The sequence below is a fragment of the Candidatus Delongbacteria bacterium genome, from assembly GCA_020634015.1.
GTDB lineage: Bacteria > CAIWAD01 > CAIWAD01 > CAIWAD01 > CAIWAD01 > JACKCN01.
In genome coordinates this window covers 64,266-88,264 of sequence record JACKCN010000005.1, presented here as the reverse complement: position 1 = coordinate 88,264, position 23,999 = coordinate 64,266, and the positions used below count along the sequence as shown (strand labels likewise).

Below are 23,999 nucleotides of genomic sequence, written 5' to 3'. Positions count from 1 at the left end.
AGGAAAGCGCCCCTGACCGGTTGGCCAGGGGCGCTTGACGAATCGCGGATCAGGAAGTCGGCAGACTTACTTGCTCAGGACCATCTTGCGGGTCTGGGCATGGCCATTGGCTTCCAGGGTGTAGAAGTACAGACCGCTGGACAGGCCGGACGCGTCGAAGGACACGGTGTGGCTGCCGGCGCTCATCGCACCATCCACCAGGGTGGCGACCTTCTGGCCAGTCAGGTTGAACACGCTCAGGTTGGCCTGGGCGCCCTGGACCAGAGTGAAGCTGATCTCGGTGGTCGGGTTGAAGGGGTTCGGGAAGTTCTGGCCCAGCTCGAAGGACACGGGCTGGCTGTTCTCCTGCACGTCGGTGTTGCGGGTCCAGACCGGGAAGGAGGAGTAGCTGGCGACATCGTTGTAGTCGAAGGGCACCACATCGGTGTCGGCGTAGACATAGCGGTACCAGCGCACGGTCTCGTCACTGAAGGTCAGCTTGAAAGCCTGCTCGGAAACCGGGCGGCCATTGTGACCGACATACAGGCGGATCACATGGAAGTCCATCGCGGGAATCACGCCGTCCCAGTCATTGGCGTCGGTGAAGTAATCGCCAGCGGCAGGGTTCCAGGCATCGAGTCCGGCGTAGAGGTTGGTCCCGTCGAACTCATCGATGACACTGTGGAAGCACTCGACCATGTCCAGCGTCACGTTGGAGGCGCCTTCGTTGACCACGAGGATGCGATCCAGCACCTGGGCGGTGTCAGGATGGCCACCGCTGAAGCTCCAGGAGCGCTCGTAACCGGACAGGCCCACATGACCTTCGGCATCCCAGGCACTGCCGGAGTGGGGCGGCACGTTGGCGACGGGAACGCGGGTGAAGATGATGGGATTGTCGGTCTCAGCGGAACCGTCGTTGGTGTCCGTGTTGCGGATCGAGGATCCACCATGCAGGTCGAGCATGTAGGTGATCAGCAGGTTGCCGTCATAGGTCACTTCAGCCATCGAGGCGAAGGTCTCGCTGGCGCAGTTGCCTTCGGTGCAGCCGGGGGTCGAGGTGTTGGTCAGGTTGACGCGGGGGCCCCAGGTCAGGCCGTTGTCGGCACTGCAGGCGGCGAAGATTTCGGCGTTCGGCATCAGCTTGCCGTCGGTCCAGGGATCACGCACGTCATCGGGGAAGAACTCGTTCCAGATGGCGTACAGGTAACCGGTCGCGGGATCCAGGGAAAGCTGGACGCGGTCGGTGGCCACACGGAACACACCCGGATCGGGACGGCTGTCGTTCTCGTCCACGCCGGTGGTCCAGCCGGCGATGTGGCCCCATTCGCCGGTGTCGGCGTTGAAGTGCCAGATCGCGCTGCTGTTGTTGATGTTGGCGAAATCACCACCATCCAGGAAGTAGGTCACGGGGTCGCCGGGGATCTTGTAGTACGCGGAATCGGCCCAGACCGGCGGAGTCGAGAAGGCGATGTGCAGCTGGGGGTTCACCTGACGGTCGAAGATGCCTTCGATGTCGGAATAGGCAAAGACCAGGTTGGACAGCGGCGCATTGGAGTCCTGGGCGCGATAACGGGTCACGTTGACGATGTTGCCCGCGGTGATCTCGTTGTAGATGTTGTTCGTGTTCGAACGGTAGTAGAAGATGTCATGGTGCCACTGCAGGGCCGTGGCTTCCACAGTGTTCGCCAGCGGGGAATCCTGCATGAACAGGATGGCGGCGCCCGGAGCGGTCTTGGCCGCGGCGGAGGTCATGGACAGGGTGTTCGAATTGTTGGTGATGTTCACCCAGTCGCCGTCCCAGGACGTGCCGTTGCTGGTGGCGCGGTACCAGATGTCGTCGGAATCGGTGGTGGCGTCGCCGCAGATGATGTGCATGCGGTCTTCATTGTCCAGGGCCACGTGCGGCCAGATGCGCTCGGCCGTGGTGGCCGTCAGGGCATTGAAGGCCAGCGTGCAGCCCGCGAAGTCCACGGCGATCCAGGAGGCGTTGGCGGGCACGCTGGAGTGCATGGCGACCACGCCGGAGTTGCCGGCCAGACCGTTGGACGGTGATTCACTGGTCACACCGGAGGTGGTGTAGCCGGTGTGCTGGTCCAGCACGTTGGTCGGGGTGGACACCTGATCGTCGGTATCCACGCACCAGCCCTGGACACGACGCCCGGAGGAGATGTCCGAGCCACCCATGAAGGCACCGTGTACCACACCGTCGGTACCCACGGCAAGCATCTTGCCATGAGATCCGTTGTGCTGGTAGTCGTAGCGGCTGCTGCCGATCTGGACGTCCACGTCACGCAGGGAATACTCACCCTTGGGGATCGCATTCACGGGCCCGGCGGGGGCGTCGGAAATCTTGCTGTTCAGAATCGTGGGATCGGTTCCCTTGCGAGTGAATTCCTGGTTCGTGACCTGCACAGCGGCCAGGGCCGTTGTGACACTCAGAGCCAGGGTAGACAGAATCAAAGCCTTGCGCATGGCATACCTCTGTTGCTGTATGGAGTTCAATGGGTTGCAAGCTGACGCATCCTGAAGGCCGACATCCGGCGCTCAGGCAAGTCCGGTCTGCAAATCGCAATAACCGGGCCACTGTCGTTTTTGCCATAGTTGGCAGCAAACTATACACAACTCCCGCAATTCCACCCATGATTGCACCTGGACAGGCGCTGGATGCTACGGTCGTCTGGAAGTTTCGACAGGCGTACGATTCTTCTGACAGTGCGGGGAGGCCGGAAGCGCTGCACCGGCCAGACCTGACAAACAAGGCCCAAATATACAATGACATGCCCAAGGGGGAAAGCCGATGGCATGTCCATCAACATCCACTGACTGCCCCCGCCAGCTTCAGCCTTCCTGGCCCAGGCCGCTGCGACTGAGCATCCAGAGATCCATTCCGGTCAGACTGTACTGCTTTCCGTCAAGCTCGAGTTCCACCCGGCGCGGCCACTGGCGGGTTTCCAGATAGGCCTCCGCACAGCGCAGAAGCACGTCGCGCACCCGGGGCTCCTCGATGCGCGGCGGGAAGGACGCCTCAAGAAAACTGCCGCGGCTGTGGACCTGTGTCCCACCCGGCAGGTCCAGAGTCTGCAGGACCGCTTCGGTATTCTGCCCCCGTCTCAGCGGACGTCCCACCGGCAGGGTGCTTCCGGGCAGCGTGCTGAAATAGGCCGCCGGGTCCAGCAAACGGAGGCCAGCGTCCAGAATCGATCGTACGACCGAGGGTTGACGATCCAGGCGCGCCAATCGCACCGACACGCTGGACAACCTTGGAGCAATGCCCTTGATCAGCACCTGGCCGTCCACGACCATCACTTCGTCCACATCGGCACCCAGTTGGATCTCCAGACGCGTACTGTCGGGCACTTCCACCAGCAGCCGAAGATCCTCGCCTTCCGCCAGCATGGCCGCTCCGCGCAGCCGCAGCGAGGCGGCCAGGACGCGCGCCCGGGTCTGCTCCATGCGGGCGCGGGTCTTCTCCGCCAGAGCCTCAAGACGCTGGGCTCCCTGGGCGGTCAGCCCACGGATCCTGATGGCATCACTGGCCGCATCCGCCAGAAACTCCAGACCACGCAATTCGGTCATGTTCTCTGGGGATTGCGGACTCTCGAGCAGGGTTTCCAACCCTTGGGCGGTCGCGGCCTGGTTCAGATCCGGAAAGGCGAAGTCCCTGAAACCTGGAAACTCCGTGGCCACCAGGGATCTGGGCGCGGTTCTCAATTCCAGTGTGCCGGCCAGGGCTTCCAGCTCTTCCATCTGGGTGCGCATTGCCCGGGGCAATGTGGTGCCGGCGCTGTGCACGATGCGCGCCATGCGATGCACGTCCTCCAGCAGCTCCTGGCTGCTGCCCACCACCTCGGGCCCCTGGGCAAGTGCCAGGCGCGTGTCCTGAAGGAGGCGCTCCAGTCCCTGCTCCACTTCCGCACGCAGACGCGGGTCCAGCGGAACACCCGATGGCTTGCCGAAATGGTACCCTGCGAACACCAGCAGAATGGCCAGCAGGGCCAATCCAAGAATGATCAGGGTCCGGCGCGAGAGCGGGCGTTTCCCATCCTCCGGGTCACGCTCATCGACGCCCATCCTGCGCTCATCTCCGGGGATTCCCGACGGCTGTTCCGGCTCCAGCTCCTGGAATCCGCTGCCCGCCTCGAGAACCACTTCATCACGTCCCGTCCCCGCCGTGCCGGACGAATCAGCGGGTCCGGACGATTGGCTGGCCAACGGATGACGGCTGTTGCCCGTGATGCGGTCGGGGCTGAGCTTTTCGATGTTCAGTTTCAGGCCCAGACGCTCCAGTTCGCGCCGCACGGCCACCGCCTGCGAGAGGTGAGCTTCACGCAGCACGAGAAAGGGAAAACGCTGGAGGTGCCGCGCCAGAACGCCCGGCTCGATCTGGGTGAGCGCCGAGATGCGTCGAATCACACGCGGGTCGCGCGTGGCATCCATCAGATACAGATTGTAACGCGCCATCCACGGTCCGCCTAGGGAGTATTGCGTTCCATCAGCAGCACATCGGTCTGCCGTTCTTCCGTGCCACGCAGGAAGGCGACCCTTATCCTGTCGCCCGCGTGGAAATGTCGCAGGGCGAAGGTGTAGTCGTAAATCGATTCGACGGGATACTCGCCCATCGCGGTCACGCGGTCACCCGCCCGGAGACCGGCCTGCTCGGCCGGGCTGCTTTCATGCACCGAGGAAATCTCCATGCCCCGACCGCTTCCGGCATAACCGGGGACGATGCCCATGGCCACGGTCACCCGTGCCCCGGTCGCTGCAGTCGCTGGCTGGCCCACACTGAGCGCGAACGAACCCGGGGCGACAGCGACCCGGTCCAGCAGATCGATCACGAAATTCGCGACACGCGCCAGGCCCGGGCGATCGATGCGCTCGGGCGTGTCACGCGGAGTATTGTAGTCGCCATGGGTGCCGCTGAAGAGCATGATCGCGGGTACTCCGCGGGCCAGAAAGGAACTGTGGTCGCTGGGGCTGGCGGTCAGGTCGGCCAGTTGCAATTCAAGTCCCGCGGATTCCGCCGCCGGTGCCAGCAGCTCCTGAAGACCGGACACGCGCCCCGAGTCGAAGACCTGCAGGGGACGCCCCTCGAGCCGGCCCACCATGTCCATGTTCACCACCAGGCGAATCGGGTGAGTCGCCGGCAACTCCTGATTGCAGAACCAGCGTGAGCCCACGCGGCCCGCCTCCTCCGCATCGAAGATCACGAACAGCAGCGACAGCGGCCGATCCGCTTCCGTTCGGTCGGCCATGCAGCGTGCCACATGAAGCAGGGCCGTGACACCGGAGGCATTGTCGTCGGCACCCCGGTAGACATTGCCGTCCGCGGCGGGGCCCGCGGGATCCACGAGCCCCAGGTGATCGAAATGTGCACTCACCACCAGGGTTTCCGCCGAGCGACCGGGCAGCCAGCCGATCACGTTGCGCCCCGTCAGCGGTTCTCCAGCGGATGGTGTGCTCAGCCTGATCCGCTGGTTGGGCAGAGCGAGGGTCGCCGTACGCCGGGAACGGTTCATGCGCGCCACCAGGCTGCGGGTGGTGAAACCTTCCTCATAGAGCAGGGAATCGCTCAGGTCCAGCGACAGAAAGGCGACGGGCACCGATGCGAACCGCCAGGCCACCTCACCGCCGGCGCTGGCCCGCAGGTCAAGTTCGGGGTCAAATGGGTCGGGACTGACCAGAACCGCGCGGGCTCCCAGTCGGGCGGCCAGTTCCACCCGGGAGGGCAGCGAGTGCTCGGGTGCGTCCTTGACCCCCGGAGGCAGTCCACTCTGGATCACGACCACCTTGTCACGCAGGTCCTCGTGGGCGTAGTCATCCCAGCGGGGAAGTCCGCGGTTGATCAGACCGAACCCGGCAAAGATCACCTCGCCCTCGCCTTCCCCGGAACCACTCCAGGCGGGCACGCTGTACTTGGCGGAATCCATGAGAGCGGGAGTCATGCTCGAGGGCAGACGGAATTCCAGCTCAGCGCCTCGGTCGAAACCCGGCTCGATCCACTGGAACTCCTGGACAAAATCCTCGGCGAAGGGAGAGAGCTGGACACCGGTGGAGCGCAGCATGCTGGCCACCAGCTCCCCCGTGCGCCGACCCGCGTCCGAACCGGCCTTGCGACCTTCCAGACAGGGTGCGCAAAGTGCATCCAGGGGTGAGACATCCAGCTCCCGTGCGCTCGATTCCAGAGGCTGAAGTGTCACCAGGGCCAGAGACAGAAGCGCCAGCAGTTGGATCACGGTCGCGGACCTTTCAGACTGTCGGGGTTCCAGAGCATGCTCTCGTTCTCGAAGTTGGCCGTGTATCGGTCGCGGATGATTCCGTCGGCCAGCAGCGCGGCAGCCACCGAATCGGCCTCGCTGCGGGTGCCGAACCATCCCATCCGCACACGGTACCACTGGCTGTTCTCGCGCGGGCCGAGCACATAGGACCAGTAGCCCTTGCGGCGCAGCCGCTTGCCTTCGTTGAGTGCGATCAGGCTGTCCTTGGTGGCCATCACCTGCACGGTGTAGGACTTGTCGTTCTGGGCATCATCCGGAGGCCGCCAGACGGGCGAACTGGCGGAAAGGCCGCCATCCTCGGTTTCCTGAGGTTTCAGCCCCGGCAGGATCCGCACCAGCATGATCGCCACCAGAATGACCGCCAGCCCCATGCCGCGCTGGACCCAGGCCTGGCGATTGCCGAATTCGGGCAGCGACCAGTGGGAACGACGCTTTCCACGGGCCGTGACAGGCGCCGCGGCGGGAGCTCCCTCGCGGGGACCGGACGTCGAGGCATGTGCCGCGGATGCTGCCGCGGGCGCCACAGCACGCTCGGCGACGCGCGCAGCCTGCTGGAGCCGACGCTCGCGACCGGGGTCCAGATCTCGCCGCAGAGCCGGAGGGCATTCGGGCGACGCAGCCAGAACGCGTCGCAAGTCGGGCTGAAGATGCCGGGGGGCCAGCCGTCCCGCCTTGAGCAGCGCCAGCAGGAACAGCTCCGCCTCGCCCCAGCTGCCGCGCAGGGCACTGGCAAGCACGGGCAACAGGGGGCGTGGCCTGCGGGGCAGGGGTTGTTGCAGGGCGCGTGTGATCGTGTCACCCACGAGAACGGGGTCCAGGGTGCCACCCCGTGCGGCGCTCAGGTTCCAGAGCCTGAGAGCGCCCGATGCCCGACCGCCCTCCGCCTTGCCCAGTGCGATCGCGGCCTCGCGCAGCAGGTTGTGATCCACACCCGCGGTTCCCAGCGCCAGATCATAGAGCAGACGCGTGGACTGTGCCGAATGCTCACCCGGAGCCAGATCCACCAGTGCCCGCAGCAGCCAGCGCCGGAAATCGGCCGCCTTGCCGCGCCCCAGCAGCAATGCTCGTGCGTCAATGTTCTCGCGCATGGCCAACAGGACCGGACGGCTGCTGCGGTCGCAACTCTCCCAGAGCCGCCCCATGGTCTGCGCCACCCGCCGGCTCAGCAGCCAGAAGAGGGGAATCGGCAACAGCAGGCTGATCGCCAGCACGGGCAGCAGCAGGCCGGCCCGCTCGCCATTGGGCCCGGGGCCAAAGGCGGCCAGTGCCCCGGCATACAGCAGCCAGGCCAGCGCGGAGGAACTGAGCAGGTAGCGGGCGACCGCTTCCAGGAAACTGGCGATGCGATTTGCCGGGTTGTACACGTTCATCAGTAGTCGATCATTCGCAGGGCCACGGGGACTCCCGTGGGGCTTTCGTGTCCTGTATCAAGATTCACGTTGCGGAAATGGATGCCCTGGGGCACCCTGAATCCGCCGTCGCGGTAGTACAGGCGGTCGATCTCGGGCAACAGTCCGCGGAAGATGGGCAATCCGCCCGTGCCGCCGGTGACGCCTCCGGGCCGGCCCCGATACTTCATGGGCATGTTGTCCAGGTAGCCGACCCAGGAGATGGTGACCAGTGTGGGCGACACGCTGCAGAACCAGCTGTCCCGGTAGTCGTTGGTGGTGCCGGTCTTGCCACCCAGCTCACCCCGGAAGGGCACACTGTTGATTGACTGGCCCGTACCCTGACGCACGGCGCCCTTGAGCATGTCCAGCACCAGATAGGATTCCACCGGATTCAGCACCTGGCGTTGTTTCGGTTCGAAGGAGACGATCACGCGTCCCATCTCATCCTCGACACGGCGCACCATCATCGGGTCACTGCGTGTGCCCTGGTTCACGAAAGTGGAGTACACCGTGGACATCTGCAGTGGCGAGATCGTGCCTGTCCCCAGAATCATCGAGGGCACCGCCTCGATGGTCGCCGGATTGAATCCCAGATCGATGGCCGTCTCACGAATCGTGGTCAGCAGTCCGTCACGGCGCCCCTCGCGGATCAGGTGATCGTTGTTGAACAGCATGTGGGCGGCCACCACGTTCAGGCTCTTCATCATGCCCTTGATGGCGGTCATCCCAGGCCCCTGGGAAAGGTCCCAGTTCTGGGGAGTCCAGCTCTGGCCAAAACCGATGTCGTAGGTGGTGGTCGAGTTGGAACACATGTCCAGAGGCGAGCCGCCCTCGCGCAGCACCGTATAGTAGAAGATGGGCTTGAAGGCGGAACCTGGCTGGCGGTTGCCTCCGGTGGCACAGTTGAATGCGGACTGGTTGAAGTCGCGCCCGCCCACCATCGCCAGCACTTCTCCGGTATAGGGGTCCACCGCGACAAAGGCCCCCTCGAGTGGATGTGCGGGATCCAGTTTGCTCTGGACCTCGGCACACTGGCGCTCGACTTCCAGGGCGGCAACCTCCTGCAGGCGCATGTCGATCGTGGTTCGAACGATCAGGGATGTATACGCGAGCGCTTCGGGGTCCAGACCGCGTGCGGCGAATTCCTTGCGCAGGGTGGTCAGAATCTGCTCGCGCAGGTGTCCGTGACGGCTGCGGCTGGTCTTGTGCACATCCAGCGAAAGTGAGCATTCGCGCTCGTACTCTTCCCGCGTGATCACTCCCGTTTCCAGCAGATTGGCCAGCACCTCGTTGCGTTTCTGCAGGCAGCGCTGGGCATTGACCCGCGGATGGTAGCGGCCCGGCGCGTTCAGCACCCCCACCAGCACGGCCGCCTCGGAACGCGTGAGACGTGCGGCGGGTTTGTCAAAATACTCCTGCGCCGCACTTTCTACCCCCAGACAGCCCGAGCCGAAACTGACCGTGTTGCAATAGGCCAGCAGGATGTCATCCTTGCTGTAGCGACTCTCCATCTCGAAGGCCACCAGCATTTCCTTGAGCTTGCGATCGATGCGCTTGTCAAAACTGAAGAAGAGATTCTTGGCCAGCTGCTGGGTCAGGGTGCTGCCCCCGCTCTGCACCTGGCCCTGCCACATCTCGTGAGCCACACGCAGCAGGGCACGCTTGCTGATGCCGTGATGCGTGCGAAAACTGCGGTCCTCGGTGGCCAGCAGCGCTTCGATGAAATTGGGCGAGATCTGGTCCAGCGGCACACGCACGCTGGAGCCGACCCGGTCGATGGTCAGGCCGTTGCGGTCCAGCAGCAGGGTCTGTTCGGGGGGCGCCAGATCTTCAAGATGATCGGGCAGGCGGGGCAGTTCATCGGACACCATCACCGTGTATGCGAGAGCGGCCGCCACGGAGAGAGCCAGGCCCACCCCGAGCAAGGAAAAGCCCATGCGCAGGATCAGGATCAGCCACCGAGCCACGGGAACCTCCAGCCCACTTGGGGCTTCTCGCTTTCAAGCCTGTACAGGGTATAACTGCTGTCCTGCCAGGTTTCGATGTACAGTTCGCCGCCCGGGGCGAGATACAGGGTGCGGATGTCCAGGTCGGGGTCCAGCAGCAGATGTGCCACCGAGGCCCGGTAATACTCGGGAATGCTGTTGGGGTCGGCCACCCACTCGGAAGGAGGCATCTGCCGGCCCGCCCCCGCGGGCGCGGAAGGCTGCACCGAGCTTCCAACGCGTACCAGGTCGCGCAGGTTGGAGCGCAGGGTCGCTTCGTCGAAGGCCGCTTCGTGCAACACCAGCTTCTTGTCGTCCAGCACGCGCAGTGTGATCAGACGATGCTGCTCTTCATTGGCGGGCCGCAGCTGGAAGTCCACCGAGGCGGCTCGCCCTCCGTACACCATGCGCAGCAGGGGCAGGGGTTCCACCACGCCCACCGCTTCGGAATCGGGCAGTTCATTGTACCAGCGCAGAAAGGCGGGCATGCTGAGTGTGGCCGAGCCATAACGCAACAGATAGTGCTTCAGTTCGGCCAGCGAGGCCAGCTGACTGGCTTCGCGTTCGCGCGCTTCCAGGGCCGCGCGCAATTCGCCCGTTTCGGCCCTGCCCGTGCGGGCCAATGCACTGCGCTCGTGGGCCCGGCCCTGCTCTTCGCGCAGGGCATTGTCGCGGTTGAGCACACGCCCGATGATCATTTCCGGCAAGGGACTGATCATTACCAGCAGCACCAGCAGGGTCAAGGGCAGGATCGCCATCAGGGGTCGGAACTGGAGGCGCATTCAGGCCAGTCGCCTCCGCTTGATCAGGTATTCCAGCAACACGCTGTCGAAATCGCGGCTGGTATCCACGAGCACGTGGTCAATGCCGTCGGCGTGGCAGGCATCCTTGATGCGTGAGACAAAGGCGCGCACCTCGCGGTTGACCGCATCGCGCACCTGGCGCGGATCCGTCGAGAGCAGCTCGCGGGTTTCCATGTCCTGATAGCGGCCCGCACCCAACCTGCCGAAGTCCAGCTCCGCCGGGTCCAGGATCTGGAACACGATGACTTCATGGCCCCCGTGGCGAAAATGCCGCAGGCCGTGAATCACCTGTTCCTCGTCGTCGAAGAGGTCACTGATCAGCACCACCAGCCCCCGCCGCCGCAGGGATTCGGCCATGATGTGCAGAGTATCCGCGATGCGTGTGCCTTCGGAGGGTTGCTGGTTCTCCATCGCCGACAGCAGCGTGTTCAGGTAGCTGCGCACGCTGCGGGGTGGCAGTTTCTGGCGCATCTTCTCATCAAAGAGCACCAGGCCGGCCGCATCACGCTGGCGGATCATCAGGTACATCAGGCAGGAGGCCAGCAGAGTGCCGTAACGGAACTTGGTCATGCTTCCCGAGCCGTAGCCCATGGACGCACTGCAATCCAGCAACACGCTGGCCCGCAGGTTGGTCTCCTCCTCGAACTGCTTGATGTGGTAGCGGCCGGTGCGACCGTAGAGTTTCCAGTCGATGTGGCGGGTGTCGTCACCGGGCATGTAGGGCCGGTGCTGGGAGAATTCCACGCTGAAACCATGATAGGGCGAGCGGTGCAGGCCCGTGATGAAGCCCTCCACCAGCCCGCGAGCCACCAGGTCCAGAGTCCGGAACCGTCCCAGCAGTTCGGCGTCCAGCAAACCGGCCATCAGAGCTCCAGCAGCCTTTGGATCACATCATCGCTGCGCACTCCCTCCGCTTCGGCGGCAAAGCTGGTCAGGACGCGGTGTCGCAGCACGGGCAGAGCCACTTCGTGCAGATCGGCGATGTCCGGTGTGGGGCGTCCATGCAGGATCGCCCGGCACTTGGCGCCCAGCACCAGATACTGGCTGGCGCGTGGCCCCGCACCCCAGCTGACCTGCTGGGACACGAAATCGGGAGCAAGTTCACCACCGGGGCGGGTCATCGAGACAAGTTTCACGGCCCGCTGGATCACGTTGTCGGCCACCGGCGTCTTGCGCACCAGCTGCTGCAGCTCGAGGATCTGGGCCGCGTCAAGCAGTGGTCTGTGATCCACGGAGCTTCCCCCGGTGGTGGCCTTGACGATGGCCACCTCGTCCTCGAAGCTGGGATAGTCCAGACGCAGCATGAACATGAAGCGATCCAGCTGGGCCTCGGGCAGGGGGTAGGTGCCCTCCTGCTCGATGGGATTCTGGGTCGCCAGCACGAAGAAGGGCTCATCCAGAGTGTAGGTCGTGCCCGAAACCGTGACCTGATGCTCCTGCATCGCCTGCAGCAGGGCCGCCTGGGTCTTGGGCGGAGTGCGGTTGATCTCGTCGGCCAGCAGAATGTTGGCGAACACGGGACCGCGGAAGAACTTGAAATCCTTCTGCCCCGTGCTCTGGTTCTCCTCGATCACCTCGGTGCCCGTGATGTCGCTGGGCATCAGGTCGGGGGTGAACTGCACCCGGTTGAAGCGCAGATCCAGCACCTGCGAGAGTGTGCTGATCATCAGGGTCTTGGCCAGACCGGGTACACCCACCAGCAGGCAATGGCCACGGCAGAGCATGGCGATAACCAATTGCTCCACGATGTCGCCCTGGCCGATGATGGTGCGGCCCATTTCCTTGCGCAAGTCGCCAAAGGCTGTCTGCAGCCGTTCGACGGCCTGCATGCCTCCACTGAATTCGCTCACCGTGATTCCTTTCAAGACGCCAACCCGCGTGGGAGGCGGTGAAGAGTCAACCCTTGTTGGCCAGCCAGTGGCCCATGAAGCCCAGCAATTCGTCGCGTCCCTGGCGCGTGCGCGTGGACGAGGCCAGCACCTGCATCACCGGATAGGGCTTCAGGGCCTTGCGGATGCGTGTGACTTCGGTGGCCAGACTTTCCTTGCCCAGCTTGTCGCTTTTGGTAAGCACCACGACCACGGGCAGCATGTGGTACAGCAACCACTCGATGCTTTCCTTGTCCAGCCGCGTGATGCCATGGCGCACATCCACCAGCTGCACCACCAGCCGTCGGCGTGGTGAGGTCAGGTAGCCTTCGATGGTGCGGGCCCAGTCGGCTTTCATTTCCGCGGGTGTCTTGGCATAACCGTAACCCGGCAGGTCCACCAGGTGGAAGATGTCGTTGACCAGGAAGTAATTGATCAGCCGTGTCTTGCCCGGTTTTCCCGAGATCTTGGCCAGGTCCTTGCGCCCCAGCAGGAGATTGATCAGGCTGGATTTGCCCACGTTGGAGCGGCCAATGAAACAGATCTCGGGCAGGGCCGGTTCGGGCAGTTTGCTCGGGTCGGCCACGCTGATCTGGAAGTCGCTCTTCACGATCTTGAGGATCATCTCGCCCCTGTCGTGTGCGTCAGCAGCGCTCGGTGCGCGTCGTGCCGACGGACGTGGTTGAATTCCATGATCGCGCGAAACGCGTGACGTGACACAGCGCCTGCTGCACGCAGCCCCAGTGCCGGTTTCTCTCCCGCCCGTGCTCGGTTGCAGTGCTGGGTACAATGGCCCCGCTACTTGCGAGTCTGGGCCGCCACGGCTTCGGCCGCCTTGCGCGCCGCTTCCGGATCGCCCAGATAGTAGTGCCTGATCGGCTTGAGGTTCGCATCCAGTTCGTAGACCAGAGGAATGCCGGTCGGGATGTTCAGCTCGGTGATCTCCGAGTCGCTCACGTTGTCCAGGTATTTCACCAGAGCACGCAGGCTGTTGCCGTGTGCGGCAATGATCACCCGGCGCCCTTCGCGCACCCTGGGGGCGATTTCCTGATTCCAGTAGGGCATGAAGCGCGCGATGGTGTCCTTGAGCGATTCACTCAGCGGCAACAATGCGGGGTCCACGCCGGAGTAGCGCCGGTCGAATCGCGGCTGATGCGGGTCGTCCATCTTCATCGGCGGCGGCGGTGTGTCAAAACTGCGGCGCCAGATCTGCACCTGCTCGGCCCCGTGTCGCTCCACGGTCTCGGCCTTGTTCAGACCCTGCAGGGCTCCGTAGTGACGTTCGTTCAGGCGCCAGCTGTTCTGGACGGGAATCCACATCAGGTCCAGTTCTTCAAGCACGTACCACAGGGTACGGATGGCGCGACTCAGATAGGATGTATACGCCAGATCGAAGGTGTAGCCGCCTTCCTTGAGCAGGCGCGCGGCCTCCAGGGCTTCCTGTACACCCTTTTCCGACAGGCGGATGTCCTTCCAGCCCGTGAAGCGATTCTCTTCATTCCAGCGACTCTGTCCATGGCGAAGCAGTACGAGCTTGTACATGATGGGGGGTTCCGTGTTGTTGGGGCCGACGCTGGCACCGAGCGGGCAATGAATGAATTTTGAAGGGCGAATGCGAATGCCCCGGCAGCCTGACCGGGGCGCTCGCTGCCGTCAGGGACGCAGCGCGGGCGGCAGATTCACCAGCAGCACACGTCCCTGCTCCGTGAACGAGGCCTGGGTGAAATCGGCCTGAAGGCCATCGGCGCTGATCACCAGCCGGTCGCCCTGTTCCACCACCAGCGGTTCCGGATCGATCCCGGCAATTTCAAGTCTGGCCAGATCCCGGCCTCCGGGTGGACTGAAGGAGCGGACCAGGCAGTCCCGGTCCACCACATCAATGGTAGTGCTCTGGTTGCTGGCCGAGAGCTGGCTCTGGTAAAGCATGCCGGCCTTGCCCAGGTTCCTTGTGCGGGAAGGATCCTGGAACAGCAGCCAGAGAGGATCGTCGGGACTGCACTGAATCACCAGACTCCAGCCGGGTTGCGAGCTGAAGTCCGTCTGAGCCACGCGGTCGCTGGCGTGCATGGCGCGCAGCTGCTGTTCGACTCCGTTGTCAATGTTGAGCCGGTCCAGGGGCGACAGCCGGCGAACGGGCGGCTGTTCGCCGGGCAGACAGGCCAGCAACTGGGTGCGCGGGTCCAGCGCATGGGGCCCTCCCCACCAGGTGTCGCAGGGGCCGGGGCAGCCGGGCTGCTCCTGCTGCAGCAGCCAGACCAGTGTATTGGCCATGACCTGCAGGCGCTCCTGGGGCCGATCCGGTCCCACTCCCCACTCCGGGAGCCAGGGCTTTGCAGGATTTCCACCCGGAGCCGCAGCCCAGGCTCCCAGGCTGGCTCTCACCAGGCTGGCCAGTTCCCAGTCGGCCACTTCCAGTGGGAGCTTCGACTGACGTGTGCGATCGGCCTCCAGCGCGCGCCAGGCCCATTGGCGCCGATTGTGGGGATCGGTGCTTTCCACCGCACGGCGCAGGCAGAGGTCGGTCTCCATCTGCAGGCGGAAGAGTTCGGCATCACCGCGTGGCCAGGCGAAGGCGCTTTCAACGCGCAGCGCTGGAGTGCGGTCGCAGCTTTCCAGCACGGTTTCGAAGCGGGCCCGCTGGATCCGGCGGGGCAATTCCAGATCCTCGAGATCCTCCTCCTGCAGGTAGAGAACGGGCAAGCGCTCCCCCCCCATGGTGCTCAGGCCGCTCTCGCCCAGAACCATCTTGTCCCGCGCGTACAGCCGCCCTCCCTGCGGCACGAATCCTTCGGGAGCCCGGGGATGCCCCCACAACCAACTGTGGCCATGGAACTGGATCAGGACCGGAATCCCGGAGGGTGTGAGTCCACCCCAGATCAGGCCGGGGGCGATGGCGTCGGCACTGCCCAGAGCCAGTTTCAGGTTGCGCACCGGATTCTGGGCCCAGGACGTCATCGTGGAGCCAAGCAGCAAGCCGAACACGGCAAGCACGCTGATCGCGAAGCGGTTTTTCATGTGCGATCCCTGTCTTTGCCTACATTGCCGCGCAATCACGAGGAGTGCATCTGAATTCGTCTCCCCTGCCACGCGCCCCCTGGGCGATTGTTCTGAGTCTGCTGGCCCTGACAACCGCCATGCTCTGGCGCATGTCCCTGTTGGCCGGCCTGCCCCTCCTGCTGGGCACCGCCTGGTGGCTGGGCTGGCCCTGGCGCAAGGAGCCACTTGTTCAGCGATTGTTGTGGCTGATCTCGGGCCTGGGACTGCTGCAACTTAGCGTTGAAACGTGGAGCGTACTCTTCCCCTTCGTGCTCTCGTTCCTGGTGGCCTACCTGCTTGAACCCCTGATCGCCCGGCTGGAGCGCAAATTCGGACGGGCCCGGAGCGCGGCCCTCGTGCTGGCCTTCTTTCTGCTGGCCACCGGCCTGACCGCAGCCCTGCTGATTCCCGTACTGGTGGAAGAAGGCAGCCGCCTGCTGAGGCAGATTCCTCAGATCACCGAGCATCTGACCACCTGGACCCAGTCCCACCTGCCCTCGCTGCTGGCCAGTCTGGGTCTGAGCGATTCGGATGTGACCAATTTTCTGCGGGAAAAGGGCCCACTCGTTCTGGGCAAGATTTTCTCATTTCTTGGAAACGGTGGTCAGAATCTGGCGAGCTGGCTCTCAAGTGCCAGCTCCACCCTGCTGGGCCTGCTGCTGATTCCCTTCCTGGTCTACAGTTGCTCGCTGGCCCTGCATCACTTGCGCAGCACCTTCAAGGAACTGCTGCCCCCGGCATGGAAACCGACCGGCTCCCGGCTGGCCAAGGAGATCGACCGGATTCTGGCGGGCTACGTCCGGGGTCAGTTGATGGTGAGCACCACCATCGCGACCCTCACCTGGCTGGGGCTGGCGCTTGCCGGCGTGCCCTATCCACTGCTGCTGGGCATGGCGGCGGGCGTCCTGAATCTGGTGCCGTATCTGGGCATCACCACGGTCTGGCTGATCACCAGCGCGGTGGCGCTTGCATCCATGGACCCTTTCACGGGTCTGTGGCGCGTCTCGCTGGTCTTCGTGGTGGTTCAGTCCCTGGAGGGCTGGGTGGTCAGTCCTCGCCTGCTGGGCGGAGCCATGGGCCTGGGCCCCGTCCAGTCACTGTTCTGCCTGCTGTTCTTCGGCAGTCTGTTCGGAGTCGGCGGAATGCTGGTGGCCCTGCCATTGGGTGCATTCCTGCTGATCCTGCTCAGGCAACTGCACGCCACCTACCTCGCCTCCATCCAGTCGACACATGGCGCTCAGGCCCACACCGACTCCACCCATTCACAGTGATCGCCTGATCTGGCATGCGACTCGCCAATTCGGGCGAATCACACCACCACGGCCCCGCACTCCGGCCAGATTCAAAGCTGCCGTCCACACGGATTTCTGGCATGGATCTTGTAAGTACCAAACTCGGTAAGCAGACAGGCGTTCTGCCTCAACGGGCGACAGTGTATTCACGCCGATTGCCTTGCAATCGGCACTCTTGCTCCGAACAAGTGAACAGGCTGCCTGCGCGCAAGTGCGGGTTTTCAGGACAAGCAGTCCGCGTCGGTTGTTGGTCAGCGGCATCTCCGGCGCACCTGTTGGGGCAGAACGCCTTTTTGTGAGTACCCCCTCAACACATTGGTTCAGGCTGCGGCCGCGATATCCCCTGTATCGCGGCCGTTCCTGTTTTTGGCCATCTGACACTGGATGAAGTCAGCGGCTATTTTCGCAGCAGGAATCCGGTGCCGCCGGCGGGCACGGTGAGCAGGGTATCACGCCCGGCCCATTCCAGCCGCAGGTCAAAGGGATCGGTCGCGGCCACGGTGAACCAGCGGTCTTCGCCACGGGGCTCGCACAACAGATCCACATCCTGTTCGCCCAGGGGCAGACGCCGAATGCCGTGGCGGTCGGAGCGCCCCACACGCCAGGTGATGCGGTTCTCCAGGCCCGAACATTCCAGACCCAGCACATTCTCGATCAGCAGCGCGATGGGGCCCAACCCGCTCCAGCCCACGAAATCCTGACGCGAGAGATATCGCCCGTCCCAGCGAGTGGCCGGTTCGGGGCGCTCGGCCGAATAGCATTCCCAGATGGTGTGATACGCATCTCCGAAGCGCTCGTCATGGGGCAGGCGCTCTGTCGCCGGGGTGAACTGGTGGTACACCCGGCTCATCCAGTCGATGGTGGCGCTGGCCAGCGAATCGGCCAGGTGATGCTCGCCCACGTCGCCCAACCCGCGAATCACCATGTAACTGGTCGGTGCCCAGACTCCGCCCCGCCAGTAACGTCCGGCTGGATCGTAAAGCGAATCACTGGCGGCCAGAGCCGGCAGAGGGCAGGGGCGCAGGAATTCGTCGGGGTTCCGCAGGTGATCCACCATGGCCTTGCGTCGGTCACCGGGAACCGCCTGTGCCAGCAGGGCCCAGTACGCTCCCAGATGCAACACGGGGCTCAGCTCGCCGTCTTCGGTGCGATCCTTGTAGACACCCAGCTCATCATCCCAGCAGTAACGGTTCAAGGCCACGGTCCGTCGTGCCGCCTGCTGGTTGAACCAGTTGGTCACACGGCCATCCCCGGCTTCCCGGGCCAGACTGGCCAGACGACGGGCGGCCAGGATCTGCTGGGCGCTGAAATCCACCCAGCCCGCTCGCCCCACGCCCGGACGCGGCAGGTTGTCCATGCCGCTGCCCAGCGCGCTGGTGTAGAACAGACCCTCTCCGCGGGAATCGGCGCAGACCCGGCTGATGTACGTATCCAGTGCGGCCAATCTGGGCACGACCCGCTCCAGTCGGCTGCGGTCGCCCGTGATCCAGAGCCAGCGCCATTCGATCCAGGCGAAAAGTGGCGGGTTGAGCATGGGTTCAAGGCTCAGCGGTTCGCTGGCCAGGGGCTCATTGGCCGGGGTGCCGTCCGATTCGCGGTACACCCTGAAGATCGCCCCGTCCTTGCGCTGCTTGCCGTAGAAGTTGTCCAGCGCCGCCATTGCGGGAAACAGGCGTCGCCCGTAGACCGCCCAGGCGGAAATGAAACACGAATCCCACTGGTAGATCCACTCGTTGAAGCCTTCATCCATGTACGAGGGAGCGAAGCCGTTCTCCGGAGTACCCGCGGTCAGCCGGTTCCAGGCCATTTCCCAGGCGGCGTGATACAGTTCAATCCAGTCGGGATCGCCATCAAGGATCGGTTCGGGCAGCAGATCGCCGGGCATCGGCTCCGGGTTGAGTCGCCGCACGGGAACCGGCGGCTCACCCACCTTGAGGATCGCGTCAAAGCCCAGCCCCCCATCGCTGATCCGCTGGGGATTGCCCCAGTCGGTCAACCAGACCTTGCCCGCAACGAACTTGTAGGTGTACCAGCCCGGTGCCAGACAGAGCGAGGTGTGCCACAGTCCATCGTCGCCCAGCTCCATCGGTGCGGCCGCGGGATCCCATTGGTTGAAACTGCCGGCCACGCTGATCTGGGTCGCCCCGTCCGGAGCCCTGAACTGGAAGTCCACGATCTCGCAGGCCGGTCCGGCCGCCCGGAGACCTTTCGTCAGGGCCAGCAGCACCAATGCGCTGGCCACGGCAGGTCCTCTGAAGCACAGGAATGGTGAATGCAGGAGTCGGCTCATGCGATGGTCGATTCCGCGACCTCGCCCGGGGAGCCTTCGCCGGTCTCCAGCGGGTCCCCCTCATGGATCACCCCGCCCACCAGAATCCTGGCACGCAGTCCGGCCCGATGAGTGAACAACTGGATGATCCGGGCAGAAGGTATCTCCTTCGTTTGCAAGTGTTTGCCCAGCGTGCGGCAGGGTTCGCAGAGTTCCATTCCCAGCAGGACCGTCTCACCGATGCGAAAACGCTGTCCGACCAGCTCGTTGAGCCGGACTCCCCGTGTGACAAGATTGCGACGGGTTTGCTCGGGGGCGATGGCCAACCCGCTTTCATGGCAGACCGCTTGCACCATTTCGGTTTCCACCAGGGTCAGCTCATCTTCGGGGTCCACGCCCGAGTCGCGATGATTGCGGTCGCCCACCAGCCCTTTGCCGCTCTCCAGGGTCGCCGACGGGCGCCGCTGCGGCTGCCCTCCGTGTGTCTCGATGATGTGAATCGATTCCAGCCTGGCCAAGGGTGTGCTCCTTCGAACTTGATGCATTGTCGAGTGCTTGTGTGCGCCGCCAAGATCCAATATCCCGTGCCGGATGAAAAGGGTTGGCATTCACCCCGGGGCTTTCCAAACTGCGGGGCCCGCGGCAGCGGCCTGCGGCGACTGCAATTCCACCACAACGGGAGCAGCATGAGTCACACATCATTCGCGGGATTTTCCCGTGACGCCATCACCTTTCTCGGCGAGCTTCGCCTGAACAATGAGAAGGGCTGGTTCTCCGCCAACCGCGAGCGTTGTCGTCTGGTGCTTGAAGAACCCGGTCAGGCCTGCCTGGAGTCCTTCATCGCCGGTTTCGGAACGGCACTGAAGCGGCCCCAGCAAGGAAAGACCTTTCGCCTGCACCGGGACCTGCGCTTCAGCAAGGACAAGACTCCCTACAACACTCATCTGCGCATGGCCATCTCGGAGGCGCCGTCGGGCTCCCGGGATGAACGGGACTGCATGGACCGCCCCGGCTGGTTCTTCTCTCTGGAACCGGACAGATTGATTCTGGGCTGTGGTCTGCACGCATTCAGCAAGCAGGGCCTGGTCGCCTGGCGCGAGGCGCTGCTCGATCCCGTGTCGGGAGCGGCATTCGACAAACTGGCCGGCAAGGCCATCCAGGCGGGCTTGCGCATGCACGAACCCGAATTGAAACGTGTGCCGGCAGGAATGGATCCTGCCCACCCTCGGGAGGCCCAACTGCGCTGCAAGGGCATGGCCTCATGGCAGGAGCTGCCTCTGGCCCCTGAGCTGTTCACTCCGGAGGCGATCCCCTGGTGCCTCAGCCGCTGGAAAGCGCATCGTCCGCTCTTCGATTGGCTCCAGCAACTGGAACACTGAAAAGGAAGCAATGATGGCCTTCGACGCTGTGCTGGCAAAACGTCTTGAGAAACTTCTGGGCTCCCATCCCGGCATGCGCGAGACACGCATGTTCGGTGGTTTTGGCTACCTGTACCAAGGCAACATGTGTGTGGGAGTGTGGCGAGACTGCCTGATCCTCAGGGTGGGCCTGGACTCCGCGGCCCGTCTGCTCGAAGAGCCCGGAGTTCGCCCGATGGACATCACGGGCAAGCCCATGAAAGGCTGGGTTCTGGTGGAACCTGCCGGCCTGGAGGATGCGGGCGACTTTCAGCGGCAAGTGAGCCTCGCACTGGACTTCGTGCGCACCTTGCCGGCGAAGTAGCGAGCCCGGCACGCGTGATGCGATTCTCCGCCGCATCCCGTACTGGAAAAGCTTGCAGACATCCACTGCCGAACGACAACGCCCGGCGTGCCGGGGCACGTCAAAAGAAAATCAGGAGGCGACTCTCAATGGCGCTGAACCCAGGACCCGGATTCTCGGTGCTGTACCGCTGGCGGATTCATCCCGACAAGGAAGATCAGTTCATCGATGGTTGGTCCCGCGTCTCCGATGGGCTGTTGAATGCGCGGGGGTCTCTGGGATCACGCCTGCATCGAGGCAGCGATGGCATCTGGTACAGTTATGCCCAGTGGCCAAGTTCGGCTGCGCGAGCCGAGGCGTTCGCGCTGCCCGCCGTCGACCCCGATGCCGTGAAACGGATGCACGATGCCATTGCCGAGAGCCTGCCCGAGATCGTGCTTGAGTCCGTATCGGATTACATGGTCCTGCCGAACACACCGGAGGCCTGACCCCGCGCCTCCGCCAGAGCGTGTGCCACGTCGCTCCGCGCCTTTCCAGCCCGAAACACGGCAAGCCCAAGCAGACCGCCCAGCAGGGCCATGTCGCCCAGCAGCAGCAGGCAGGCGAAGACGTGCAGGTCGCTCCAGAGGGGACAGATCACCAGAGTCACCATGGCAACAGCGTGCAGGGCGACCTGGGCCCGGGCCCAACTGCCGGCAAGCAGAGCCTGCATGTGTGGCACACGGGCCAATGCGCTCGGCTGGAACCCCGCCAATGACTGCAGATGCAGCCAGGCCAGAAAGGGCACGATCTTGAGCAGCATGCCCACCACGATGGTCCAGAGCGACCCCAGCAACAGGAATTGAGCCGCCAGAGTGGACCCTGCGGGCCAACCCCACTGCGGGGTGAACACGCTCAGCGGCAGGATCACCGCACCCAGCAACAGTCCACGGGCGGCCAGGCGCCAGGCATTGACCGTGGCGTCGGGCACCTTGCGCTTCCGCTTGGCCAGCAGCAGCTGCACGAGGACCGCGAACAACACCACTCCGGCCAACGAGACCCATGGTGTGACAGCCCACAGTCCGTGGTTCCCTCCCGTGCGTGACACGCCCAGAAGAGCCAGCAGCAGACCCGCCAGAAGCCATGCGGCCATGGCCCGGAGTCCTGCCTTGGGGAAGGCGGGTGTCACATGGAACATTGGAATCACCTGGCTGCCCACCGCGATGACCAACAAGCCCGCGGCTCCCAGCAAGCCCCATGAGGCGTGCACGTCGGTCAGCCAGCGGCCGATGGCAAAGCGTCCCGGCCAGCGCGTTCCCAGTGCGAGCCAGGCTCCCAGGAGAATCGTGACGACCAGCGCCAGCCCTGAAAGTCGGGCCAGGGATGCCGCCATCTCGCCAGAGGATTTTCCGAGCAGCGCCCACAGCAGCATTCCCGCGAACACACTCAGGGCCGGGAGCAGGCTGGCCAGGGCCCAGGGAAGCCACAGGGGACGGGGAAGCCCCAGAGATGCGGCCAGCAGAAGCGTGCCGAGGCACAGAAGGATGTGTACCCAAGGCAGAAGAGTTCTGGCCGCGGGCAAGGAGCGCATCGCGATCACAGGCACGACCTGCGCCAGTGCCCCGACCATCACCATCAGCAGAAAGCCCAGCACCAGCAGATGGGTGGCACCCAGCAATGCCGGATGCCAGCGACTGACCCAGATGCCCGGGCCACTGACCAGCAACCAGCCGGCACAGAGCATGCCGAAGAGCGGGGCGGTCAGAAAGAACCGGGCCGGTAGAGCAAAGGGGGGCAGCAGGTCGGGATCCACGCGGGGCATTGTCACGGGCGGACACTTCCAGCGGTGGGATTCTTCCAGATCAGCAGGACGATGGCAGGGTCCATCGGTTGGCTCGCGCGCTGGACGCTCCAGCTGTAACCCGCGCGCTCCAGGAAGGGATAGAGCGGAAACGGTTCGCGTCGGTGCTCCACCCGCAAGCATCCCTCTGGCGAAAGCTCCGAAAGCGCGGCAATGATCCGTTCGAAGGGTTCGGGCGCGGGCAGTGAACTCACGTCCAGAACGACCGTGGCTACCGGATCAGACATTCTTCATCGAGTCAAGCACCTCGGCCACATCGGACAGAGCCCGGTCGGTCATGGGATACAGAATCTGCTCTTCCTTCATGTTGTGCTGCTGCAGCAGCACCATCATGCTCTCGGCCAGCCCCAGAAAGGCGGGCCTGTCCTGTTTGCTCATGGCGGCGGCCAGACTTTCCGTCACGCTGCGCATCTGGTCATGTTCCATGCGCATCATGGCCGTGGGGCCATCGGTCATGCCCGTCTCCTGCTCGAAACGGGGAAAGAGAACCCGTTCTTCCATTTCGAAATGGTGGAAGAGTTCCTTGAGAAACAGGGGCCATTGTGCCGTTGCCTTGTCCCAGCGTGAGGCCGCCACTGAGTTTTCCACGTCCGTGAACAATCCATCGCAATCGCGGTGATGGAGGGACATGAAGTCCCGAATGCTGCTCATCTGATGTCCTTTCCTGTGACTCCGGTATCGGAGGCGCAGGAAATAGCCGAGTTGGGACCACCGAAGATTTGATCTGGATCAATTCTGGACCAATTCGTTCCGAATTTCATGACTGGCAGGCAGGGAGAGGCACAGGCAGCAGGGCAGGAAAAAGAAAAACCCCCGCTTGGCGGGGGTTTGACGGTCCGGACGAGACTCGAACTCGCAACTTCCAGCGTGACAGGCTGGCGCTCTAACCAATTGAACTACCGGACCCGAAAAATCAATTCATGGGCGATACTGGGCTCGAACCAGTGACCCCCTGCTTGTAAGGCAGGTGCTCTGAACCAACTGAGCTAATCGCCCTTCTTCTCGTACAGTATCGCCGCTGGAATCACCACCACATAGGCGAACACCAACAGAATCGGCGACAGTGTCAAGGAAAGGAACCCATCGTGTGGGCCCTGGGCACTCAGCACGAACCCCGCAAGCAACAACAGGCACCCCAGCAGGAACAACACGTAGTTCATCGTGCTGAAAGGCAACTTGCCCGATGTCGCTTCGCCTTTTGTCATGACAGACCCCGAGAATAATCAGCAGGTTCGAAAAAAGCAAGAGCAAAGATAGCTCTCCCTTCTGTGCAAAAGCAAAGGGGGCGGGACTCAATCGGACAAAAGCGGATCATGGGGCCGCAGGAGTTCAGCTTTTTCTGAAATCCATTCGACGGGCAAGCCTGCGGCGCTCCCCATCAACAGCTTCCTGGAAGCCTGAATGCGGCAGGTCCTGGCGTCGCTCGGTGCCAAGACGGCGGTCGTTTTCGACCCGGGGAAAATCGCGTCGGTCCTGACCTTCGCGTCGGTCCTTGTGGAAGCTGTGAAGAGTCACCATGGGCATTCCCGATGTGTGATATGGGGGTGAACACAGACGCAA

General features: G+C 63.7%; 21 protein-coding genes and 2 tRNA genes. 4 read left to right on the top strand and 19 right to left on the bottom strand.

What is annotated here, in order from left to right; all coding sequences use genetic code 11:
• Window positions 1–66: 66 nt before the first annotated feature.
• From H6678_10685 to H6678_10635, 11 genes are all read right to left on the bottom strand, one after another.
• Window positions 67–2,205, bottom strand: coding sequence for a T9SS type A sorting domain-containing protein (locus H6678_10685; GenBank protein ID MCB9474264.1), 2,139 nt, complete (start codon window positions 2,203–2,205; stop codon window positions 67–69).
• A gap of 612 nt (window positions 2,206–2,817) precedes the next feature.
• Window positions 2,818–4,440 carry a hypothetical protein gene (locus tag H6678_10680; protein MCB9474263.1) on the bottom strand — a complete coding sequence of 541 codons (1,623 nt, stop codon included), beginning with the start codon at window positions 4,438–4,440 and terminating at the stop codon, window positions 2,818–2,820.
• 11 nt (window positions 4,441–4,451) lie between these two features.
• Window positions 4,452–6,212, bottom strand: a complete 1,761-nt coding sequence (locus tag H6678_10675; GenBank protein ID MCB9474262.1) for a M28 family peptidase — start codon at window positions 6,210–6,212, stop codon at window positions 4,452–4,454.
• Entirely contained in the window at window positions 6,209–7,624 is a 1,416-nt protein-coding gene (locus tag H6678_10670; GenBank protein MCB9474261.1) for an SPOR domain-containing protein, read from the bottom strand. The genes H6678_10675 and H6678_10670 overlap by 4 nt, the downstream gene beginning before the upstream one ends.
• The gene (locus tag H6678_10665; protein MCB9474260.1) at window positions 7,624–9,612 is read right to left on the bottom strand and encodes a transglycosylase domain-containing protein; all 1,989 of its coding nucleotides are present in this window, start codon (window positions 9,610–9,612) and stop codon (window positions 7,624–7,626) included. Before H6678_10665 ends, H6678_10670 begins: the two co-directional genes overlap by 1 nt.
• Window positions 9,597–10,412 (bottom strand): hypothetical protein, encoded by an 816-nt coding sequence (locus H6678_10660; protein ID MCB9474259.1) that lies wholly within the window; start codon window positions 10,410–10,412, stop codon window positions 9,597–9,599. The genes H6678_10665 and H6678_10660 overlap by 16 nt, the downstream gene beginning before the upstream one ends.
• Complete coding sequence (locus tag H6678_10655) at window positions 10,413–11,297, bottom strand: DUF58 domain-containing protein (GenBank protein MCB9474258.1); 885 nt, start codon at window positions 11,295–11,297, stop codon at window positions 10,413–10,415.
• Window positions 11,297–12,262, bottom strand: coding sequence for a MoxR family ATPase (locus tag H6678_10650; protein ID MCB9474257.1), 966 nt, complete (start codon window positions 12,260–12,262; stop codon window positions 11,297–11,299). The genes H6678_10655 and H6678_10650 overlap by 1 nt, the downstream gene beginning before the upstream one ends.
• Window positions 12,263–12,329: 67 nt before the next feature.
• Window positions 12,330–12,926, bottom strand: coding sequence for a YihA family ribosome biogenesis GTP-binding protein (locus H6678_10645; GenBank protein MCB9474256.1), 597 nt, complete (start codon window positions 12,924–12,926; stop codon window positions 12,330–12,332).
• A gap of 173 nt (window positions 12,927–13,099) precedes the next feature.
• On the bottom strand, window positions 13,100–13,843 hold the full coding sequence (gene gpmA, locus H6678_10640) for a 2,3-diphosphoglycerate-dependent phosphoglycerate mutase (GenBank protein MCB9474255.1): 744 nt from the start codon (window positions 13,841–13,843) through the stop codon (window positions 13,100–13,102).
• Between the two features lie 111 nt (window positions 13,844–13,954).
• Complete coding sequence (locus H6678_10635; GenBank protein ID MCB9474254.1) at window positions 13,955–15,316, bottom strand: hypothetical protein; 1,362 nt, start codon at window positions 15,314–15,316, stop codon at window positions 13,955–13,957.
• A gap of 44 nt (window positions 15,317–15,360) precedes the next feature.
• Between H6678_10635 and H6678_10630 the strand changes: the two genes are divergently transcribed.
• Entirely contained in the window at window positions 15,361–16,608 is a 1,248-nt protein-coding gene (locus H6678_10630; protein ID MCB9474253.1) for an AI-2E family transporter, read from the top strand.
• A gap of 418 nt (window positions 16,609–17,026) precedes the next feature.
• Here the strand turns inward: H6678_10630 and H6678_10625 are convergent, their stop codons facing one another.
• Entirely contained in the window at window positions 17,027–18,871 is a 1,845-nt protein-coding gene (locus H6678_10625; protein ID MCB9474252.1) for a hypothetical protein, read from the bottom strand.
• A 44-nt stretch (window positions 18,872–18,915) separates the two neighbouring features.
• Entirely contained in the window at window positions 18,916–19,416 is a 501-nt protein-coding gene (locus tag H6678_10620) for an MOSC domain-containing protein (protein MCB9474251.1), read from the bottom strand.
• Between the two features lie 168 nt (window positions 19,417–19,584).
• On the opposite strand from H6678_10620, the gene H6678_10615 reads away from it, so the two are divergent.
• The 3 genes from H6678_10615 (at window position 19,585) to H6678_10605 (ending at window position 21,087) form a co-directional block, all read left to right on the top strand.
• Window positions 19,585–20,277: a DUF2461 domain-containing protein gene (locus tag H6678_10615; protein MCB9474250.1), complete on the top strand. Its 693-nt coding sequence runs from the start codon at window positions 19,585–19,587 to the stop codon at window positions 20,275–20,277.
• A 13-nt stretch (window positions 20,278–20,290) separates the two neighbouring features.
• A complete protein-coding gene (locus H6678_10610) occupies window positions 20,291–20,620 on the top strand; it encodes a TfoX/Sxy family protein (GenBank protein ID MCB9474249.1) in 330 nt (109 codons plus the stop codon).
• 128 nt (window positions 20,621–20,748) lie between these two features.
• Entirely contained in the window at window positions 20,749–21,087 is a 339-nt protein-coding gene (locus tag H6678_10605) for an antibiotic biosynthesis monooxygenase (GenBank protein ID MCB9474248.1), read from the top strand.
• On the opposite strand, the gene H6678_10600 is transcribed toward H6678_10605, so the two are convergent.
• The 6 genes from H6678_10600 to H6678_10575 all read right to left on the bottom strand — a co-directional run bounded on the left by H6678_10600 (window position 21,054) and on the right by H6678_10575 (window position 23,644).
• Window positions 21,054–22,406, bottom strand: a complete 1,353-nt coding sequence (locus tag H6678_10600; GenBank protein ID MCB9474247.1) for a permease — start codon at window positions 22,404–22,406, stop codon at window positions 21,054–21,056. The two genes, H6678_10605 and H6678_10600, sit on opposite strands and share 34 nt — an antisense overlap.
• Window positions 22,403–22,666, bottom strand: a complete 264-nt coding sequence (locus H6678_10595; GenBank protein MCB9474246.1) for a DUF2249 domain-containing protein — start codon at window positions 22,664–22,666, stop codon at window positions 22,403–22,405. Before H6678_10595 ends, H6678_10600 begins: the two co-directional genes overlap by 4 nt.
• A complete protein-coding gene (locus tag H6678_10590) occupies window positions 22,659–23,090 on the bottom strand; it encodes a hemerythrin domain-containing protein (GenBank protein ID MCB9474245.1) in 432 nt (143 codons plus the stop codon). Before H6678_10590 ends, H6678_10595 begins: the two co-directional genes overlap by 8 nt.
• Before the next feature lie 181 nt (window positions 23,091–23,271).
• Window positions 23,272–23,345: transfer RNA gene (locus H6678_10585), tRNA-Asp, on the bottom strand.
• A gap of 15 nt (window positions 23,346–23,360) precedes the next feature.
• Window positions 23,361–23,435 (bottom strand) — tRNA-Val (locus H6678_10580).
• Entirely contained in the window at window positions 23,426–23,644 is a 219-nt protein-coding gene (locus H6678_10575) for a hypothetical protein (GenBank protein ID MCB9474244.1), read from the bottom strand. The genes H6678_10580 and H6678_10575 overlap by 10 nt, the downstream gene beginning before the upstream one ends.
• Window positions 23,645–23,999 lie beyond the last annotated feature (355 nt).

What these genes read in the sequence shown, in the direction of transcription:
- H6678_10685 (MCB9474264.1), bottom strand. Translation starts at nt 2,205, where the DNA reads ATGCTTGCCGTGGGTACCGACGGTGTGGTACACGGTGCCTTCATGGGT.
- H6678_10680 (MCB9474263.1), bottom strand. Translation starts at nt 4,440, where the DNA reads ATGGCGCGTTACAATCTGTATCTGATGGATGCCACGCGCGACCCGCGT.
- H6678_10670 (MCB9474261.1), bottom strand. Translation starts at nt 7,624, where the DNA reads ATGAACGTGTACAACCCGGCAAATCGCATCGCCAGTTTCCTGGAAGCG.
- H6678_10660 (MCB9474259.1), bottom strand. Translation starts at nt 10,412, where the DNA reads ATGCGCCTCCAGTTCCGACCCCTGATGGCGATCCTGCCCTTGACCCTG.
- H6678_10655 (MCB9474258.1), bottom strand. Translation starts at nt 11,297, where the DNA reads ATGGCCGGTTTGCTGGACGCCGAACTGCTGGGACGGTTCCGGACTCTG.
- H6678_10650 (MCB9474257.1), bottom strand. Translation starts at nt 12,262, where the DNA reads ATGCAGGCCGTCGAACGGCTGCAGACAGCCTTTGGCGACTTGCGCAAG.
- H6678_10645 (MCB9474256.1), bottom strand. Translation starts at nt 12,926, where the DNA reads ATGATCCTCAAGATCGTGAAGAGCGACTTCCAGATCAGCGTGGCCGAC.
- gpmA (MCB9474255.1), bottom strand. Translation starts at nt 13,843, where the DNA reads ATGTACAAGCTCGTACTGCTTCGCCATGGACAGAGTCGCTGGAATGAA.
- H6678_10635 (MCB9474254.1), bottom strand. Translation starts at nt 15,316, where the DNA reads ATGAAAAACCGCTTCGCGATCAGCGTGCTTGCCGTGTTCGGCTTGCTG.
- H6678_10615 (MCB9474250.1), top strand. Translation starts at nt 19,585, where the DNA reads ATGAGTCACACATCATTCGCGGGATTTTCCCGTGACGCCATCACCTTT.
- H6678_10610 (MCB9474249.1), top strand. Translation starts at nt 20,291, where the DNA reads ATGGCCTTCGACGCTGTGCTGGCAAAACGTCTTGAGAAACTTCTGGGC.
- H6678_10605 (MCB9474248.1), top strand. Translation starts at nt 20,749, where the DNA reads ATGGCGCTGAACCCAGGACCCGGATTCTCGGTGCTGTACCGCTGGCGG.
- H6678_10595 (MCB9474246.1), bottom strand. Translation starts at nt 22,666, where the DNA reads ATGTCTGATCCGGTAGCCACGGTCGTTCTGGACGTGAGTTCACTGCCC.
- H6678_10590 (MCB9474245.1), bottom strand. Translation starts at nt 23,090, where the DNA reads ATGAGCAGCATTCGGGACTTCATGTCCCTCCATCACCGCGATTGCGAT.
- H6678_10575 (MCB9474244.1), bottom strand. Translation starts at nt 23,644, where the DNA reads ATGACAAAAGGCGAAGCGACATCGGGCAAGTTGCCTTTCAGCACGATG.